Origin of the sequence: Streptomyces sp. P1-3, assembly GCF_050613155.1 — a bacterium.
Classification (GTDB): domain Bacteria; phylum Actinomycetota; class Actinomycetes; order Streptomycetales; family Streptomycetaceae; genus Streptomyces.
The window spans coordinates 7,299,280-7,317,268 of record NZ_CP192512.1; the positions used below are offsets into that span (position 1 = coordinate 7,299,280).

Consider the following 17,989-nt stretch of genomic DNA (forward strand, 5'->3'; position numbering starts at 1 on the left):
CACCTCAGTCGTCCTCCGCCGAGTCGTCCGCCCGCAGCGTGCCGCCGAGGAACAGCGACTCCGCGCACTGCGAAGGGGTCGGGGCCTTGACCGGCTTGCCCACCTCGCGGCAGGTGACCGAGATGGTGACCTCGCCTTCCGCGGGCACCTCGATCGGGGTGACGAAGTGGTAGTCGGAGTCGCGGAAGTTCTCCAGCGCCAGATTCAGCAACTGGCCGTCCTGGCTGGAGACGACCACCGTGCCCGCGTCGCCCTGCGGGTTCTGGACCACGATGTCGGTCAGCTCGAAGGTCTTGCCCTTCGGCACCTCGATGACCGGTTCGGTGGTCGCGCCGCCGCCCACCGAGTCCTTGACCTGCTTCCGGGCGCTGGTCGGCGCTCCCGGCCCGCCCGGTTCGCCGGGCTTGGCCGACGAACCGGGCGACGGTTTCGGCTTGCCGGACCCGTTCGCGCCGCCGGAGCCCCCGTTCGCCCCGCCGCTGGCCCCGCCGTTCGCCCCGCCCGAGCCGTTCGCGCCGCCCGTCTCGCCCGGGCTCTGGCCGCCGTTGCCGCCGTCCTTCCCCTTGTCGATGGCGGACTCCACCGCCTCAGGGGTGATCGCCTCCCGCGCCGCGGACCGCACGGTGGGCCGCAGCACCGAGAACCAGAGCCCGACCAGCATCGCCGCCAGCACACAGGCCGCGATCAGCGCGCGGGGCAGCCAGCGCGGCAGGATGGCCTGCTGCGCGTACGAGCCGTCCACGACCACCGGCGCGTGCGGATCCCGTCCGGGCACCGGCTTCGGCGCGACCACCGCCTGGAAGGGGTGGGTGACCGGCGCGCCGCGCCATACGCGCTTGGTGGGGCGGATGGTCACCGTGGAGAACTTCGCCTGCCCCGGCGGGATCTCCAGCTCGGCCGGTTCGAAGAGCAGACGGGCCCGCCCGCCGCCCTCCTGGGCGGTCAGCATGACCGTCACGGGCGTGTTGCCCCTGCTGTCCACCGCCACCTTGTGCCGACCGCGCCAAGGGCTGTGCGAGGTGCGCGGCACCAGCTCCGAGGTGACCTCGGAGAACGCCAGCACCGTCACGGTGCGTTCGGGGACCACCGCCTGCGCGGCGTCACCGGTGGGCACCACCCGCAGCCCGAGCGGCGTCTCGCCGGGGGCGATCCGGTGGTCGCGCGGCGGGCGCAGCTTCAGCGTCGCGGTGCCGGACGCGCCGGGGTAGAGCGACAGACTCTCCGGTTCCACGGTGGTCCAGCCGGCGCACGGACCGACCACCTCGAACCGGAACTCCTCGACGGTGGTGCCCGAGTTGAGCACCGTTACGGGGAGGTCAGCCTCGCCACCGGGCTCGACGGTGACGGAAGACTCGTCCAGACTCGCCGAAACACTCATGGCGCGAACCGTACGGCCGGGTAGGACAGCGAAGGAGCGGCCGCACAGGAACACTTTCGGGCACAATGAGGTTCTCTCTGAGCCATCGTCAGTTTCCCTGGGTGGATAACGTGCTTGGCAGGGGAAGACGTGTCGGCCGGGGAGGAGCGAGGCGCAGGGTATGACAGCAGCGTGATGGCGTCGCCGTTCTAGGGGGAGGAACCGACATGAATCAGACAACTGCCGACCGTATCCCAGTGGACCTGAGAGCCCAGGACCCCATCTCGCAGGCCGGAGTGGCCAGTCATCTACGGACCCGGCCCGAAGTACGCCTCATCGACCGGGACGGCACCGAGACGGCCCAGGTCGTCCTGGTCGTCGTGGACGCGGTCGACGACACCGTGCTCCGCATACTGCGGCAGATCCAGCGAACCAGCGCCGCGCGGGGAGTGCTGGTCACCACCCACATCGACGAACAGCAGCTGATGAGCGCGGCGGAGTGCGGCTTCGTCGGCGTCGTACGGCGCTCCGAGGCCACCCCGGAGCGCCTGGTGCAGGTCATCGGGGCGGTGGCGAGAGGAGAGGGACACGTTCCGGCGGACCTGCTCGGCAGTCTGCTGGAACAGGTCGGCAAGCTGCAGGGCGAGGTGCTCGGACCGCGCGGGCTGAACCTCACCGGGTTGTCCGCGCGGGAGGTCGAGGTGCTGCGACTGGTCGCCGAGGGGTACGACACCGCCGACATCGCCCTGAAGCTGTCCTACTCCGAGCGGACCATCAAGAACGTCCTGCACGCGGTGATGGCCCGGCTCAATCTGCGGAACCGCTCGCACGCGGTGGCGTACGCGCTGCGGCAGGGCCTGATCTGACCGCCGGAGCGTAGAGCGGTCGCGATGCGACCCGGATGCACGTTCGGGCACGGGGCCGTACCCGAAGGGTTGGCTCACCTCCCGCTGTACGCGCCGCGTGCCCGCGCGACGTTGGAGCCCAGCGCACCGATCCGGCCCGGCGCGCCGATCTCGAATGGGGTGTTCCGTGCGGGGGGTTCAGCGCCTTCGACGCCTTCGACCACGCGGCATGCGGCTCCGAGGCTTCCGGTCGACCGGAGCCGCGGGCCTCGGATCGAGCAGGGCAGCGAGTTTCCGGTGGACCGGGGCGGCGGGCTTCCGGCGGGCCGGGGCACGGGCCGCCGGGGCCTTCCGCGTGGCCGGCCTCACCGCCGCGCTGATCCTGGTGATCAGCGTCGTACCCGGCACGGCCGCCCCCACCCGGCCGCCGGAGCCGGAGCCGACCGTCACGCCCGCGCGTGTCCAGGACGCCCTGGACCCCGGCGGCTCCCTCACGGTGGACAAGCGGGTCCGTACGCCGGTGGTGCCGCCGCGGCCGGACGTGGTGCTGCTGGTCGACGGAACGGGCAGCATGGATCGCAGCATCGGCAACATCCAGGACCAGCTGAACCTCATCACGGACGCGGTGACCCGGGAGCAGGACGACGCCCGGTTCGCCGTGGCCACCTATGGTGACGCGGCCGACGGGGAGCGGGCGTACCAGGTCCTACAGGGGCTGACCGACGACCTGGACGCAGTGAAGAGGGGCGTCGGGAAGCTCACGGCCGACCTGGGAAACTTCAGCCCCTCCGAGGACTGGATCAACGCGCTGTGGCAGGTCGCCAACAACGGGGAGGACGGGACGGCCTTCCGGGACGGCGCGAGCCCTGTCGTGGTCCTCGTCGGCGACGCGTCGAGCCACGACCCCAGCTTGGGGCACACGCTGACGGAGGCCGTCAACGCGCTGCAGAGCAAGGGCGCGCGCATCCTCGCCGTGGACATCGACACCCCCGTCGGCGACGGGCTCAACGGCAACGGCGACAACGGCAACGGCCAGCCCGGCGAGCCCACACACGAGCCGAACCAGGCCACGAAGGCCGTCGACGCCACCGGGGGCAAGCTCTTCGAGGGCATCGACTCCGACCGGGTGGCCGACACCATCGCGGAGGGGCTCTCCAACCTCCCCACCACCGTCAGCCACCAGATCCTCGCCTGCCACCCGTCCCTGACCGTCACCCTGGAACCGGCGACCCGGACCGTCACCAGCGGCGAGACCGCCGCGTTCAAGGAAACGATCAAGGTGGCGGAGGACGCCCCGCAGGGGGCCGAACTGTCCTGCGGCATCCAGTTCCTCGTGGACGGAAAGGTGCCGGGCGGCGGAACCCCGGACACGGTGATCGGCGACGCCGAGGCGCGGGACAGCACGTTCGGCCACTCGACCGGCGGATCCGGCGCCTCGGGCGCCTCGGGCGGCTCGGACGCCGCGGGAGGTACGAGCGCGTCGGGCGGCTCCGACGATGCGGGCGGGACGAGCGGTTCGGGAGGCACGAGCGACTCGGGCGGCTCCGGCGAAGAGTCGACAGCGGGGGCCGTCGCGGGCGCGATCGGCGGATCCGACGGCGGCCAGAACGCCGGGGTCATCGGCGGCCTCATCGGCAGCGTCACCAGCGGCGCGCACGGTGGCGCGCATGGCGGCGCGAATGGCGGGCCGGGTGGCGAGGTCGGCGGCCCTGGCGGTGACGTGGGCGGGCCTGGCGGTGGTGTGGGCGGTCCCGGTGGTGACGTGGGTGGCCCTGGCGGTGATGTGGGCGGCCCCGGTGGTGACGTGGGCGGTCCCGGTGGCGAGGTCGGTGGCCCGGGCGGTGACACCGAGGGTCCCGGCGGTGACACCGAGGGCCCGGGTGGTGACACCGAGGGCCCGGGGGGCGGCGACGGGGGCGACGACGATCCCGTACCGGCCTACCAGCAGCGCATCACCATCAGCGTCAACGACGTCGAGGCACCGCAGGTCGTCGTGGACGACCGCACGGTCGAGGCCACCGGCAAGGACGGCGCGAAAATCGACTTCACCGCGGCGGCCGTAGACGCGGTCGACGGACGGCTTCCCGCCACCTGCGACCACGCGTCGGGCTCCCTCTTCCCCTTGGGCGCGACCACGGTCACCTGCTCCGCGACCGACTCCGCGGGCAACAAGGGCACCGACACGGCGACGTTCAAGGTCGTCCCCGCCCCGGTGCCGAACGAGGCCGACCTGGCGGTTCTGGTGAACATCGCGCGCGAGCGCACGTACACGGGCCGGGCGGCCACCGCGGTCTTCACGATCACGAACACCGGTCCCAAGACGGCGAAGGGCGTGGTGCTGAGCACCTCGTGGCCCCGTACAGCCGACGCGGCGAAGCGCAGCGTCGGCCGGCTGCCGGGGTGCACGGACAGCGACCCGTGCACCATCGCCCCGGGCAAGCGCCTCACCGTGACCCAGCAGGCGGTCTACCGCACGGCGGTCAACGGTGACGTGACGGTCTCCGTACGCGGCACGCCGCGCGACCCGAAGGCGGGGAACAACAAGGCCAGTGCCCGGCTCCGCGTCCTCCAGCCGAAGTTCACGATCACCCCGGAGGTGGGCCCGCCCGGCCAGACGGTGGTGGCGCGCGGCAAGGACTTCCCGCCCGGCAGCACGGTCCGCCTCACCTGGCAGCCCGGGATCACGGCGGCACGTTCGGCGGTACGGGTAGGACGGGACGGCACCTTCGAGGCGCAGGTCCTGGTCCTGCGCAAGGACCGGCTCGGCCCGCGCGTGCTGCGCGCCGAGGTAGGGGGACTGGAGCCCCTGCGCAAGCCGTTCCTGGCCGTCCAACGGAACTTGGAGCCGCCGGACTTCCGGGGCCGGAGCTGACGCCACCGAGACCGAGCGCTGACGCCGTACGAGGCCGAGCGCTGACGCCACACGAGACCGAGCAGTGAGCGCGATCGAGAACCGGGAGACGCCCACAGTGATCCATGAGGTCGACGAGGCCCTGCGCACGCTGTTCCGGGCGGAAGCGATCGAAGGCGCCCAGATATCGGTGGTCTTCGACGCGCCCACGCGAGACTGGGCCGCCAAGGTCAACGCGCCCACGGTCAATCTGTACCTGTACGACATACGGGAGGACATGCGGCGGCGGGAGCGCGGCCTGCACAACCAGTACGACGAGCAGGGCAGGGTCGTGGCCCGCCACCGCCCGCCCCGCTACTTCAAGCTCTCGTATCTCATCACCGCCTGGACCAAGCGCCCCGAGGACGAGCACCGCCTCCTCGCCTCACTGCTGTCTTGCCTGCTGCGCCACGAGGCCCTTCCGCCCGAACGGCTCACCGGCTCTCTCGCGGAGATCGGCGTGGCCGTCCCCATGACCATCGCCCTGCCGCCACCGGAGGACCGATCGTTCGCCGACGTATGGAGCGCGCTCGGCGGCGAACTCAAGCCGTCGCTGGATCTCGTGGTGAGCGTGCCGGTCACCGATTCGCCGGTGTACGAGGCGGGCCCACCGGTCGGCGAGGAGGGCCTGCGCGTCGGCCTCTCGGACCACGGTGGGGAGGGGGCCGAGCCCTCGGGACCGTACGCGACGACGCCGGACGGCAGACGGATCCCCGTGTACGGCAGGCGCCCGGGGGCCCCGCCGCGCCCGGACGGCGACGCGGGCGGTGCACGCCGGAGCGGCATCGCGTCAAGGGTCGCGGAGGGGCCGGGACAGCGGCCGGGGCCGTCGGAAGGGCCGGAATGAGCGCGGCACGGGAGCCGTACGCGGACCGGCACCGGGAGGCGAGCCTGCTCAAGGAGGCGAGCCTGCGCCATCTCCTCGACCGCGCGGTCATCATCGAGGAGCGTGTACGCCGGGCGGTGGAGGCCCGGCAGTCCGTCGACCCGAATCCGGACGACGCGTTCCGCGGCCTGTACCTGAGCGACGAGGCGGTGCGCCGCCTGCTGGAGGAGGGCCGGGAGGTCGCGGGGCCGGACGCGGCGGAGCCGCCTCTGGTGGCCGAGGCGGAGTCACGGACGCCGGGTGCGACACGACTCCGCTCACTGGCGGCGGAGTTCGACCTGACGGAGCTGGACGTGGAGATCCTGCTGATCGCGCTGGTCCCGGATCTCGACGACCGCTTCGAGGCGTTCTACGGCTATCTGAACGACGACGTGACACGCCGCCGCCCGTCGACCGGCCTGGCGCTGGGGTTGTGCGGCGTGCCGGCGGCCGACGCGGGCGCGCGGGCGCGCCTGCATCCGCTCTCGCCGCTGCGCGCGGGCGGCCTGCTGCTGGTGGAGGAGCCGGATCGCCCGTTCCTGGCGCGGGCGCTGCGCGTCCCCGACCGTGTGACCGCCCACCTGCTCGGCGACGACACCCCGGACCCGCGCATCGCGGACGTCCTGGCGCCCTGGCACGACGTACCCGGGGTGGGCGACGTCCCGCGTGTGGGCGATCCGTCCCCGCTGGCACGGGCCCTCAACGCGGGCGCGCACTTGGTGTACGTGAAGGAGGAGCAGGGCGGCGCGGGCACGGCGCTGGCGGCGTCGGCGCTGGAAGAGTCGGGCCGCGGGGTCCTGGGCGTGGACCTGGAGCGCCTGGCGGAGGACCCGAACCCGACGGAGGCCGTACGCGTTCTGACCCGCGAGGCCCGCCTCACGGGTTCCGGCGTGGTGTGCGGACCTGTCGACGCGCTGATCCGGGAGCGGCCCGAGGCGATCCGGGCGGTGGCGGACACCCCACTGCCGGTGGTCCTGGTCGGCAGGGCCCCATGGGACGCGAACTGGTCCGCGCGCCCGCCGGTGCTGCTGCACGCGCCGAGGGTGGAGCCGACGGCGAGGGCGGGGCTGTGGACGCGGGCCTACGGGGAGCACGTCCCGGCTCATCTGGACGTGACCCGGGTACTGTCCCCGTTCCTGCTGACGCCCGACCAGATCGCGCGGGCGGCGAGAAGCGCGGCACAGACGGCGCTGCTGGACGGTGGTGAGCTTCTCCCGGACCACATCAGGGCGGGCGCCCGCGCCCAGAACGCGGCGGGCCTAGACCGCCTGGCGCGCCGCGTCGAACCCGCCGTGACCTGGCAGGACCTGGTTCTGCCGAAGGACTCCCTGACCCAACTCCGCGAACTGGCCGCTCGCGCCCGCCATCGCGACCGCGTCCTGGGGGAGTGGGGCATGCGCCCGGGCGGCGGCCGGGGCCGCGGCGTGGCCGTGCTCTTCGCCGGCGACTCGGGAACCGGCAAGACGATGTCGGCGGAGGTCGTCGCCGCGGACCTGGGACTGGACCTCTACACGGTGGACCTGGCGACGGTCATCGACAAGTACGTGGGCGAGACGGAGAAGAACCTGGAGCGGATCTTCTCCGAGGCGGCGGGCATCAACGGCGTCCTGCTCTTCGACGAGGCGGACGCCATCTTCGGCAAACGGTCGGAGGTGAAGGACGCGCACGACCGCTACGCCAACGTCGAAAGCGCCTACCTCCTGCAACGTATGGAGACCTTCGACGGCCTGGCCATCCTGGCCACGAACCTCCGAGCCAACCTGGACGACGCCTTCACCCGCCGCCTGGACCTCGTCATCGACTTCCCGGTGCCGGACGCGGCCCAGCGCAGGCTGCTCTGGGAACGCTGCCTGGCCCCGGTCCCGTGTTCGCCGGACCTGGACCTGGACTTCTGCGCGGAGTCCTTCGACCTGGCGGGCGGCAACATCCGCTCCGTGGCGGTGACGGCCGCGTACCTGTCGGCGGAGTCGGGCGCACCCGTGGCGATGGCGGACCTGATCCACGCGGTGCAGCGGGAGTACCAGAAACTGGGCCGGCTGACGCTGGCGTCGGAGTTCGGCCCGTACATGGACCTGCTGACCTGAAGGCGCACCGGGCGCGGTCAGGCGCCGGCATGCGACGCCAGGGGTCACCACGCGGCACCAGAGGTCACCGCGCGACTTATCCACAGGGCCGAGCGGGAGATCCGCGGTGCTTGCACCATGGTGCGACATGGGGATCAGTCACGAGGTGTTGCACCGGGTCCGTGCCGTGGCGGCCCGGCAGGACTGGGTGGTGACCACCGCTCCGTTCCGGGCCGCCGGAGCCCGGCCGGACGACGTACGCCGGATGGTCCGGTCGGGACAGTGGGTCCCGCTGGCCCGGGGCCGCTGCTGGGTGGGCGCGGACCCCTGCGGTCCGCCACTGCGGTCTCGGGTGCGCGCCGTCCTCCTCGGATGCGGACCGCGCGTCGTGGCCGCGGGCCTCACGGCCGCGCGCCTGCTCGGTGTCCAGGGCCTGCCGAGAGACGACGGCGCCCTGCACTTCGCCGCCCCATCGGGCCACGGCCTGCGCTCGCGCGTGGGCCGACACGTACACCGCACGAACCTCCCGCCCGGCGCCCGCATGCTCCTCCGCGGCGTCGCGCTGACCACCCCGGCGCGCACCTGCGCGGATCTGCTGCTGGCGCTACCGCGGGAGGAGGCCGTGAGCGCCCTGGACTCCGCCCTCCACCAGCGGCTGCTGGCCGAGGCCGACCGCCGGACCGTCCTGACCCACCTGTCCGGCCGGCCCGGCGCCCCTCGGGCCCGGACCTGGGTGCCGTTGGCCGACGCCCGAGCGGAGAGCCCTCTGGAGACCCGGATCCGGCTCATCTGCCTGGACGGCGGCCTGCCCCCACCCGTCCTCCAGTGGCGGATCCAGGACCCGCAGCAGGGCTGGCGGTTCCGCATCGATCTGGGCTGGCCCGCCCGACTCGTCGGCGTCGAGGCCGACGGCAGATCCGCGCACGGCGCTCTCCCAGCCCTCTACCAGGACCGGTTCCTCCCCCTACGCCCTTGAGGGCGTGGGGGGACCCCCAAACCGGCTGGCGGTGATCGTGCCCGGCCTCACGCTGCTCCGCTTCACCTGGGCCGACACGTACGCACCGGAGACCATCCTCGCGCCACCGCGCCAGGCACGCTTCCGCCGCACGTGAGCCGCACGTGATCCGCCGCGATCGCTACGACCGCCGGCGAGGCTTGCCCCGCCTGCCCCCCTTGGGGCCGCCGGAAGCGCCCCGCGAGCTCTTGCCGGCCGCCTTTCCGGCCGCGGGCTTGGGCCGTGCGCCGCCCTTCGCGTCAGAGCGCTTCTTGGCCTTCGGCTGGGCCGGGGCCTGGGTGCGGCCCCGTGTGCTGTTGACGGTCCGCCCGCGGACGATCCCGATGAAGTCCTCCACCATGTCCGTGGTCGCGTCCTCGGGCCACGACAGCGCGACACGGGACTGAGGAGCGTCCGTGACCGGCCGGTACGTGAGGTCCTTGCGGTGGTGCAGGCGGGCGAGCGACTGCGGGACGACGAGGAGTCCCACCCCTGCCGCCACCAGTTCGACCGCGTCCGCCGTCGTGGCGGGGCGCTCGATCGCGGGCCGTCCCGGCCGCCGCTCCCAGTCGAGGGTGTCGTCGAGGGGATGGAACACGACGTCGTCGGCCAGATCCTCAGCGGACACCTCGTCGACCGCCGCCACGAGGTGGTCCTTCGGCACCACGACCACCGTCGTCTCGGTGTAGAGGGGGATGGCGCTGAGATCGGTCCGGTCGATCGGCAGCCGCACGAAGCCCGCGTCGGCGCCGCCGCGGCGCAACACGTCGGGCGCTTCGGCGGCGGGCACCGCGACGAGATCCAGCGGGATGTCGGGCAGCCGCTCGTGCCAGATCCGCACCCACTTGGCGGGTGTCACGCCCGGTACGTAAGCCAGCCGGAACGAGGAGGGTGTTTCCGAACCTGTCACTCGGCCCAGGCTACCGGGTGTGGTCGGAGGCAGCGCACACGCTCGATATCCTTGACCTCATGACGTCGCACAAGAGCACCCAGTCCATGAAGCCCGCGACCGCGGCGAAGAAGCTGGGTGTGTACCTCGAGGCCACCCCCGCGGAGTTCCGGGAGGGCGTCGTCACGCGCGACGAACTGAGCGCGCTGCAGGCCGATCCGCCCGAGTGGCTGCGGGAGCTGCGCCGCAACGGCCCGCACCCCCGGCCGGTGGTCGCCGCCAGGCTGGGCGTCTCCATCTCGGGTCTCGCCCGCGGCGGAGTCACCGAGCCGCTCACCACGGAGCAGATCGACGCCCTGAAGAAGGACAGCCCCGAGTGGCTCCAGAAGGAGCGCGCCACCCAGGCCGAGGTGCGCAAGGAAGCAGTGCGCATCAAGGAGAAGAACGCGGAGCAGGCGGGCTGACAGCGCCGCCCGCGTCACGGCTCACCGCGCCTCGACGACCGAGCCGTCCGGCATCCGGAGCTGGACGATACGGGACACCATCTCGGTATAGGAGTCGTAGACCGGGAAGACGGACGAGTCCGCCGGCAGGCTGTTGCGGAGGTCATCCGAAATATCCTCGCCGGTGAACTCGAAGATCCTTTGATCGTGCTCGTCGGCGATGTTGACGGCGAGATACGAGAGCGCGTCCTCGATCCACAGGGCAATGGGATACATTCCGGCCTGGACGAACGACTGGCGCTCCTGCTCATTCGCGTAACCCCACTCGCTCGTGTACCAGCCGGGGTCCACATGGTCCATGCGGGGTGTCCAGTGGGCGTAGCTCTCCACTTGGAATTCCGGGAAGTCTCCGATCAAGGCCACGGCGGAGCTCAGCGTTCGCAGCCAACCGGGGATTCTCACCCCGTGCCGGTTCTCCATGTCGTCGAGCAGTTCCCGAGACGCCCTGGAGTACGTCAGCGTGGGAAACCGGTTGACGAACCGCGCGAGCTCGGATTTCTGCTCGGTAGTGAGTTCCGATGCGTCGATCCACTCCAGGGCATCTCTGCTCGATCCGCGAACGAGCGACATAGTGTGAACCTTTCAGCCTTCGGTCTCATGTGTGCTTGCTGAACATGTTCATGATTTCCTGGTACCTGTCCCGCTGGGTGCCCGGCTCCAGCTTCTTGCGTTTCCTGTCCAGGCATTTCGGATGGATGGGCAGGCTCATGGGGTCGCCTGTCCATATCCACTTCTTGGCAACGGACAGGGCGTTTTTCGCGGCATCCTTGGCCGTCTGGCTCTTGTTGAACGCGTCTCGCAGCTCGTTGTGGAAGTCCTCCTCGTAGAGGGACCGCTTCCCAAGGAGTTGGCCCTTGGCCGGCTGGGGATCGGCAAAGTACACGGCGCCGGCGTGACCGTTCGGCACGAAGTGGTCCTCAACGATTTCCGGTCGTCCCATTTTTTCGTTGAAGACGACGCAGAACGTCTCATTGCGGAGGTCGTTCTGCATGTCGATCAACGGGGGACCCTCTTCCGCCATGGTGGCTGCCTGCTTCGTCACATCCAGTATCAGGTCGCTCGGGATCCATTCGTGATGGTTCTTCTGTACCTGCCGGAATTGATCCTTGATCCAGGCTCTGACCTTCAGCTTCCCGTCGATCTGCTTGTTCCAGGCCTTCTCGAAGAGGTCGAGATTCATTTCCCCCTGGATGCCTCCCTTATTGACCGCGATGGTCTTCGAGCCGCCCTTGCTTGATATGTCCTTGAGGAACTTGACCACGTCTCCGGACTTCTCCACGGCCAACATGACAATGGCAAGATCTTGATCCAGGTTCGCCAAGGTGGCCAGCCGGATGCGTGGATTTATCGAGCCCCAGAGTATCGCGCTGTGCTTCTGCTTCTCAACGATCACCTTGCTCACGCCGGTCTGCTGTCCCAGCTGGGCTCCGAGCTCCGACAGCGTCTCGGGTTTGCTTTCCATCGAAACCCGGGGCAGCGTGAGGGTCTTACTCCTCTTATCGTAATGTGCGTCTTTATGATGAGTCAGTATGTCCTTGGTGACGGCGGCCGGGTCGCCACTCTTGCTGTATATGGAGTGCTCGCCGCCGACTGCTTCCACTTCCTGGGCGAGCTTCGGTGAGGGATTCTTGAGCGTGGCGCTGCCCGGTTCGACGAGTTTCCGAGGCGCCGTTATCTCCTCGGTCCCGTCCTTGCCGCCCGGCTTGTTGTGCGCGGGATCCTTCTTCCTGAATTTCGCCCAGAGCGCCTTGCCCTTCCTGACGATGAAGTCCACGACCTTGTCGATCGCCCGCTTCACCGGCCGCCCCACCGCGTGGAAGACGCTCTTCACCTTGTTCGCCAGACCGCCGATGCCCAGGAGCGAGGCCAGGAGCCCGATCAGCAGGGGGATGCTGGCCGCCAGGGACGTTTCGACCATCTGCGGGACGCCCGCCGCCCCGCCGTTCGCGATGGCTATGACCGCGTCCAGGACCGCGTTGACGAACTGCACGATCTGGGCGCCCTGGTTCACGATGAAGCTGACGATGTCGACGATCGCCTTGACCGCGCGGACGAACGCCGACGCCGGATTCAGCAGGGAGAGAATCCACGTGATACCGGCGACGATGACCGTGGGGATGAGATAGGACTTCAGGTCGTCGAGGATCTTGGCCTTGAGGTCGCCCGCCTCCTCCTGGATCTTCTCCATCGCGCCGGAGGGGCCCTCGCGGGCCAGTGCCTGGGCCACCGGGAGCGATTGCTCGACCGCCTCTATCGCCTGGTCCGGGACGCCCTTGCGCACGATTCTGGCGCGGATGTTCGCCCACGTCAGGCCGAGCATCGAGGCGATCAGCTTGATGATGCCCTTGAGGTCGAACTTCTCCGGGATCTCGATGCCCGCCTTCGTGGCCGTGCCCAGCAGCCACGCGACCAGGCCCTTTTTCAGGTGGTCGGCGATGTTCGTGATGAACAGGTTCAGACCCGAACCCACCGCCTTCACCAGGTTGCCCAGGAAGCCGATCGGGTCCTTGATGATCTTCCCGATGGCGCTGGCGGCCTTGGCCAGGATGCCGAGGAGGAGGTTCTTGAGTTCGATGATGGTCTTGATGGCCCCGACGACCGCGTCCACGGCCTTCTGCACCAGACCCTTGTTCGCCTCCTGGAGCTTCTTGATCTCCTCGTCCACCGCGTTCAACGCTTCGGTGTACTTCTGGGCCAGGGTCTGCACCAGCTCCTGGCTCTTGTCGTTGACCTGTGATTCGAGATCCTCGAACTTCCCCGCGAAGTCCTTCGCCGCCTCCTCGCCGAACTTCTTCAGATCGTCCGGGAGTTTGTCGACCTCCGCCTTCAGGTCCTTGCGGCCCTGGGCGATGCGGGCCTTGGCCTTGCCCAGTTCGGCGCCGATCGTGTCGGCGATGCCGGAGATGACGCTCTGCATCTGGCCGACGTAGAGCTTGCGCGACTCCTGGTAAAGCTGGTTCGCCTCCTCCGGCATGCCCGCGAGTTTGTCCTTGGCCCATTTCGCCGGGCCGAAGAAGCCGCTGTAGCGCTTCTTCTTGTACGCCTTCATGCGCCGCTCGTGGTCGGCGGTGAACGCGTCCCGCGCCGCCTTCTCTCCCTGCGTGAACTGGTCGTCGACCTTCTTGTCCAGGCCCGCCAGTGTCTCCTCGACGTCCTTCTTCGTCGCGTCGAAGACCTTCTGGAGCTTCGCGGTGACCTTCTCGCGCTGCTGCTCGTCCTTGGACTTCGTCTCGCCCTTGCCGCCGTCGACCGCCTTGCCCGCCGTCGCCCGGGTCGTGGTCAGCGACGCCATCGCCTTCTCGCCGGACGCCGCCGCATGCGCCTTCGCCGCCGCCAACTGTTCCTGTTCCGCCGCCCGGCCCTCCGCCGGAGCCTTCGCGGAATGCGCCTCGGCCTTCTTCTTCTCGCCCAGCGCCTCGTCGAACTGCGGCTCGTTGCCCTTGGCCAGCTGCTCCTCGGTGACCTCGGCGTCCGCCATCTCCTTGTCGGTCCGCTTCGGCCCTTCGGAGAAGTCCGTGACCTCCGGCGGCTGCTTCTCCGGAATCGCGTCCTCGGCGCTCGGCGCGCCCGGATTCCCCGGCGGCCGGTCCGGGGACATCGGCGTGACCTGCTTCTCCTTGGCCGCCGATGTGTCCGGCTCCGCCTTGGTCGTGGTCTCGATGTCCTTCGCCGAGGTGTCCTTGCCGTCGGAGACCTTGCCGTCGACCTGTTCCTTGACCTTGTCGGCCTTGCCGGACTCGGAGAACTTGTCCGCCTCGTCGAGGTTCTTCGGCGCCTGCTTGGCGATGGCCTCGTTGACCGCGGCGATGAACGCCCGCTTGTCGAACTCACCCGGCTTGGCCGCGTTCATCTTCTCGGCGTTGGCCGCCTTGCCCTGCGCCTCCTTGTCGTCCGGCGGGGCCACGGCCGCGTCCTGCGCGGCCTTCGACTCGTTCGCCGCCGGCGGATGATGCGCCATCTTCTGCTTCTTCGCCGCCACATCCGCCTTCACCTTGCGGAAGCGCGCGTCCTGCGCGGGCGGAGGCTTCACCGGAGCGGTGTAGCGTTGCGCCACGAGTCGCGAGACCGCGGCGTTGCCCACCGCGCCCTGGAGACGCCGGAGATCGCGGTGGTCCAGGGCCTGGGCGCCGCCGGAGACCGCTGGCGGACGGGCCGGGGGCCCGTCGGGAGTGCGGGCCGCAGTCGGCTGCGACCGATGGTGGTCCTGGTGGTCCCGTGACGCGGACTTCTCCGATGCTGCCTTCACGGCATCTCCCGGTCCATCCCGCCGTCCCCGTCACCCGCCATACCCGCCAGCATGTGCGGCGGCCGGGATCCACCGGGTGCGCGTCGGGTACGGACGCGGTGCACCACCCCGTGCCCCATCGGGCAGCCGGATCTGTACGGCGGGGCGGCCGAAAGCCCTATCCGCTGATCCCGGCCGCTGACGAGAATCACTGTCGTTTCCCCGGTCAAGGAGAGTGGTATGCCGTCGTACCTGTCCCCGGGCGTCTACGTCGAGGAAGTGGAGTCCGGATCCCGCCCGATCGAAGGGGTGGGCACGTCGGTCGCCGCCTTCGTCGGCTTCGCGCAGAAGGGTCCGCTCAACGAACCGACACTGATCACGAACTGGTCCCAGTTCGTCAGTGCCTTCGGCGACTTCGTCGACGGGGCCTACCTCGCCGGCTCCGTCTACGGCTTCTTCGCCAACGGCGGCGGCATCTGCTACGTGGTGCGGATCGGCGGTCCCGACGCCGCGGCCGGGCCCGGCAGGGCGGAGCTCGCCGCCGGGCCGCAGGCCCAGCTCGGCCCGTACGTCGTACGGACCCTGCCCGGGGTGACCGGCGAGATCACCGTGGAGGTCGCCGAACCGGAGGGCGACGACCCGCCGCAGGACCTGTTCAAGCTGGTGGTCAAGCGGGACGGCCAGGTCGTGGAGGCCTATCCGGCCGTCACCAGCAAGCGCAGCAAGGACAACGTGGCCACGCAGGTCAAGGCCCAGTCCCGGGTGATCGCGCTGGAGGAGCCGGGCAAGGGGGCCGCCCCCGCCCGGCCCGCGGCGCAGTCGGTCACGCTGGCCGTGCCGTCCGGTGGGGACCCCGCCGCCGGGCGGCTGTCGGCGGAGAGCTACGTCGGCGACGCCGAGCGGCGCACCGGCTTCGGCGGCCTGGAAGCGGTCGACGAGATCACGATGGTCGCCGCCCCCGACCTGATGGGCGCCTACGAGCGCGGCGTGCTGGACCTGGAGACGGTGATCTCCGTGCAGCAGGGGCTGATCACGCACTGCGAGACGATGGGCAACCGGATCGCCATCCTGGACGCGCCGCCCGGGCTGAGCCCGCAGCAGGTCCGGGAATGGCGCCAGGACCGCACCGGCTTCGACTCCAAGTACGCCACCATGTACTACCCGTGGATCAAGGTCTTCGACCCGGGCGCCGGGCGCAACGCGTTCGTACCGCCCAGTGGGCACATCGCGGGCGTGTGGGCGCGCACCGACGACGCGCGCGGGGTGCACAAGGCCCCGGCGAACGAGGTGGTCCGGGGCGCCGTCGCGCTTCAGACGCAGCTGACCAAGGGCGAGCACGACCTGCTCAACCCGATCGGCCTCAACTGCATTCGGGCCTTCCCCGGCCGCGGCATCCGGATCTGGGGCGCCCGCACCCTCTCCAGCGATCCGGCCTGGCGCTATCTCAACGTACGACGGCTCTTCAACTACCTGGAGGAGTCGATCCTGGCCGGCACCCAGTGGGTGGTGTTCGAGCCGAACGACGACGCCCTGTGGGCGCGGGTCCGGCGCGTCGTGGGGGCGTTCCTGGTCAACGAGTGGCGCAAGGGCGCGCTCTTCGGGCTCACTCCGGACGAGGCCTTCTACGTCAAGTGCGACCGCGAGACCAACCCGCCAGAGAGCATCGACGCGGGCCAGGTCATCTGCGAGATCGGGGTGGCCCCGGTCAAACCGGCGGAGTTCGTGGTCTTCCGGCTCGCTCAGCTGTCCGCCGGCTCCGGCGCGGTCGACGAGTGACGGTGGTCCGAACGGCGGTCCGTGACAGACGACCTACCGGCCGCCCACGGCCTTTCGGAGACTGACACAAGGAGGCTGCAATGCCGCTCCCCGATCTCGACAGTTCAGTAGCCAATTCCTTCGGGCTGGAATTCGACAGCGTCCTCATCCGGCATATCACGGAGGTCAGTGGTCTGAAGATGGAGCAGGACGTCATCGAGCTGAAGCAGAACACCGTCAACGGCCAGTACATCGTCAAGAAGCTCCCGGGGAAGCCGAAGGCCGGCGAGGTCACGGTCACCCGCGGTCTGACGGAGGACAACAGCTTCGAGCGGTGGATCAAGGACTCGCGGTTCGGAAGGATGAGCCAGGTCCGCCGCAGCGGCTCGATCATCGTCTTCGACTATGAGGGCATGCCGATCAAGCGGTACAAGCTGATCGGCGCCTGGCCCAAGTCGCTGGAGATCAGCACCCTCAAGGCGGGCGACACCTCGGTGCTCACGGAGAAGCTGGTCATCACCTACGAGAGCGTGGAAGTCGACTGATGCGCCGGACGATCCCAGCGGCCGTGCGCGACGGCCAGGCATCCCCGGGCCCGGAGGCCGCGGGGAGACCGGAGCGTACCGAGCGGCTGCGTACCGAGTTCCCCTTCGAACTGCCGCGGGGGTACGTGGACGAGACCGGCACCGTGCACCGCACGGGCGTGATGCGCCTGGCCACCGCACGCGACGAGCTGATCCCCCTGCGGGATGACCGCGTGCGGGAGAACTCCGCCTATCTGTCCGTGGTGCTCATCTCCCGTGTCCTCGTCAGCCTCGGCACCATCGAGGACATCCATCCGGGCGTCGTCGAGGACCTGTTCGCCTCCGACCTCGCCTTCCTACAGGACTTCTACCGCCGGATCAACGCCGAGGGGCACACCCGGGCGGCCGTCACCTGCCCCTCATGCCAGGAGAGTTTCGCGGTGGACCTCGCCGGCGGTGGTCGCCTGGGGGAATCGTGACGTACGCGGCGGACCGCATCCACGAGGAAGTCGCGTACCTCGCCTACCACTTCCACTGGTCGCTCGATCAGATCCTCGACCTGGAACACGCCGACCGACTCAGGTACGTGGACCAGATCGCCCGGCTGAACGGAAAGTGACGCAAGCACACGCAAGGGGGGAACCGAGAACTCATGGGATTGCTGTCCTGGCTGAGCGGCCGCCGGCACACCGCCGCGCCCGCCGCCCCGGTGACCCCCGCACCGGCCACGACCCCGGGACCGTCGCCCGAGCCCGGGGGATGGCGCGAACTGCCGCCGCTCCAGCGGGCCGTGGGCGCCGTCGATCTGGTCTCCGACCCGGCCGGGTTCCGCGGCTCGCTGGCGACCTGGCGGGACGCTTCCTTCACGGCCCCGCTCGGCCATCTGGTCAGCGCGCGGGCCCCGTCCGGGCTGGGGCACGGGCTTGCCGACGCCGTCGAGCCGACGGTGAGCCGGACCCCGGACCGCTCCGGGCCAGGGGGTGCCCGGGCCGGGGAGGGGCTTGCTTCGGGGGGTGTCCGGGCGGGGGATGGTCCTGCTGCGGGGCGTGTCGGGGCCGAGGACGGTTTCGATTCGGGTG

General features: G+C 70.3%; 15 protein-coding genes. 11 read left to right on the plus strand and 4 right to left on the minus strand.

Going from position 1 to position 17,989, the window contains the following annotated elements:
• Positions 1 to 4: 4 nt before the first annotated feature.
• Positions 5 to 1,378 (minus strand): hypothetical protein, encoded by a 1,374-nt coding sequence (locus tag ACQUSR_RS31125; RefSeq protein ID WP_431046307.1) that lies wholly within the window; start codon positions 1,376 to 1,378, stop codon positions 5 to 7.
• Between the two features lie 206 nt (positions 1,379 to 1,584).
• On the opposite strand from ACQUSR_RS31125, the gene ACQUSR_RS31130 reads away from it, so the two are divergent.
• The 6 genes from ACQUSR_RS31130 to ACQUSR_RS31155 all read left to right on the plus strand — a co-directional run bounded on the left by ACQUSR_RS31130 (position 1,585) and on the right by ACQUSR_RS31155 (position 9,132).
• A complete protein-coding gene (locus ACQUSR_RS31130; protein ID WP_431046309.1) occupies positions 1,585 to 2,223 on the plus strand; it encodes a helix-turn-helix transcriptional regulator in 639 nt (212 codons plus the stop codon).
• A gap of 334 nt (positions 2,224 to 2,557) precedes the next feature.
• On the plus strand, positions 2,558 to 5,074 hold the full coding sequence (locus tag ACQUSR_RS31135) for a VWA domain-containing protein (protein WP_431046311.1): 2,517 nt from the start codon (positions 2,558 to 2,560) through the stop codon (positions 5,072 to 5,074).
• A gap of 97 nt (positions 5,075 to 5,171) precedes the next feature.
• Positions 5,172 to 5,939: a DUF4255 domain-containing protein gene (locus ACQUSR_RS31140; RefSeq protein ID WP_431047952.1), complete on the plus strand. Its 768-nt coding sequence runs from the start codon at positions 5,172 to 5,174 to the stop codon at positions 5,937 to 5,939.
• Positions 5,936 to 8,041: an ATP-binding protein gene (locus tag ACQUSR_RS31145; protein WP_431046313.1), complete on the plus strand. Its 2,106-nt coding sequence runs from the start codon at positions 5,936 to 5,938 to the stop codon at positions 8,039 to 8,041. The genes ACQUSR_RS31140 and ACQUSR_RS31145 overlap by 4 nt, the downstream gene beginning before the upstream one ends.
• Positions 8,042 to 8,168: 127 nt before the next feature.
• Positions 8,169 to 8,996 carry a type IV toxin-antitoxin system AbiEi family antitoxin domain-containing protein gene (locus ACQUSR_RS31150; protein WP_431046315.1) on the plus strand — a complete coding sequence of 276 codons (828 nt, stop codon included), beginning with the start codon at positions 8,169 to 8,171 and terminating at the stop codon, positions 8,994 to 8,996.
• A gap of 4 nt (positions 8,997 to 9,000) precedes the next feature.
• Positions 9,001 to 9,132 (plus strand): hypothetical protein, encoded by a 132-nt coding sequence (locus ACQUSR_RS31155; protein ID WP_431046317.1) that lies wholly within the window; start codon positions 9,001 to 9,003, stop codon positions 9,130 to 9,132.
• Positions 9,133 to 9,156: 24 nt separating this feature from the next.
• Here ACQUSR_RS31155 and ACQUSR_RS31160 read toward each other — a convergent pair whose 3' ends face one another.
• Complete coding sequence (locus tag ACQUSR_RS31160; protein ID WP_431046319.1) at positions 9,157 to 9,924, minus strand: LysR family substrate-binding domain-containing protein; 768 nt, start codon at positions 9,922 to 9,924, stop codon at positions 9,157 to 9,159.
• 59 nt (positions 9,925 to 9,983) lie between these two features.
• Here ACQUSR_RS31160 and ACQUSR_RS31165 point away from each other — a divergent pair, with 59 nt between their 5' ends.
• Positions 9,984 to 10,367, plus strand: a complete 384-nt coding sequence (locus ACQUSR_RS31165; RefSeq protein WP_431046321.1) for a DUF5997 family protein — start codon at positions 9,984 to 9,986, stop codon at positions 10,365 to 10,367.
• 21 nt (positions 10,368 to 10,388) lie between these two features.
• On the opposite strand, the gene ACQUSR_RS31170 is transcribed toward ACQUSR_RS31165, so the two are convergent.
• Together ACQUSR_RS31170 and ACQUSR_RS31175 are read right to left on the minus strand one after the other, a co-directional pair.
• Complete coding sequence (locus ACQUSR_RS31170) at positions 10,389 to 10,976, minus strand: hypothetical protein (RefSeq protein ID WP_431046323.1); 588 nt, start codon at positions 10,974 to 10,976, stop codon at positions 10,389 to 10,391.
• Positions 10,977 to 11,001: 25 nt separating this feature from the next.
• Positions 11,002 to 14,652, minus strand: coding sequence for a hypothetical protein (locus tag ACQUSR_RS31175; RefSeq protein ID WP_431046325.1), 3,651 nt, complete (start codon positions 14,650 to 14,652; stop codon positions 11,002 to 11,004).
• Positions 14,653 to 14,871: 219 nt separating this feature from the next.
• Between ACQUSR_RS31175 and ACQUSR_RS31180 the strand changes: the two genes are divergently transcribed.
• From ACQUSR_RS31180 to ACQUSR_RS31195, 4 genes are all read left to right on the plus strand, one after another.
• On the plus strand, positions 14,872 to 16,407 hold the full coding sequence (locus ACQUSR_RS31180; protein WP_431046327.1) for a phage tail sheath family protein: 1,536 nt from the start codon (positions 14,872 to 14,874) through the stop codon (positions 16,405 to 16,407).
• Between the two features lie 80 nt (positions 16,408 to 16,487).
• Positions 16,488 to 16,931: a phage tail protein gene (locus tag ACQUSR_RS31185; protein ID WP_431046329.1), complete on the plus strand. Its 444-nt coding sequence runs from the start codon at positions 16,488 to 16,490 to the stop codon at positions 16,929 to 16,931.
• On the plus strand, positions 16,931 to 17,389 hold the full coding sequence (locus tag ACQUSR_RS31190; protein WP_431046331.1) for a hypothetical protein: 459 nt from the start codon (positions 16,931 to 16,933) through the stop codon (positions 17,387 to 17,389). The genes ACQUSR_RS31185 and ACQUSR_RS31190 overlap by 1 nt, the downstream gene beginning before the upstream one ends.
• Positions 17,386 to 17,529: a DUF6760 family protein gene (locus tag ACQUSR_RS31195; RefSeq protein ID WP_431046333.1), complete on the plus strand. Its 144-nt coding sequence runs from the start codon at positions 17,386 to 17,388 to the stop codon at positions 17,527 to 17,529. The genes ACQUSR_RS31190 and ACQUSR_RS31195 overlap by 4 nt, the downstream gene beginning before the upstream one ends.
• Positions 17,530 to 17,989 lie beyond the last annotated feature (460 nt).

Bases quoted from the DNA above. Each gene is read 5' to 3' on its own strand.
- ACQUSR_RS31125 (WP_431046307.1), bottom strand. From the start codon at position 1,378: ATGAGTGTTTCGGCGAGTCTGGACGAGTCTTCCGTCACCGTCGAGCCC.
- ACQUSR_RS31130 (WP_431046309.1), top strand. From the start codon at position 1,585: ATGAATCAGACAACTGCCGACCGTATCCCAGTGGACCTGAGAGCCCAG.
- ACQUSR_RS31145 (WP_431046313.1), top strand. From the start codon at position 5,936: ATGAGCGCGGCACGGGAGCCGTACGCGGACCGGCACCGGGAGGCGAGC.
- ACQUSR_RS31150 (WP_431046315.1), top strand. From the start codon at position 8,169: ATGGGGATCAGTCACGAGGTGTTGCACCGGGTCCGTGCCGTGGCGGCC.
- ACQUSR_RS31165 (WP_431046321.1), top strand. From the start codon at position 9,984: ATGACGTCGCACAAGAGCACCCAGTCCATGAAGCCCGCGACCGCGGCG.
- ACQUSR_RS31170 (WP_431046323.1), bottom strand. From the start codon at position 10,976: ATGTCGCTCGTTCGCGGATCGAGCAGAGATGCCCTGGAGTGGATCGAC.
- ACQUSR_RS31180 (WP_431046327.1), top strand. From the start codon at position 14,872: ATGCCGTCGTACCTGTCCCCGGGCGTCTACGTCGAGGAAGTGGAGTCC.
- ACQUSR_RS31185 (WP_431046329.1), top strand. From the start codon at position 16,488: ATGCCGCTCCCCGATCTCGACAGTTCAGTAGCCAATTCCTTCGGGCTG.
- ACQUSR_RS31190 (WP_431046331.1), top strand. From the start codon at position 16,931: ATGCGCCGGACGATCCCAGCGGCCGTGCGCGACGGCCAGGCATCCCCG.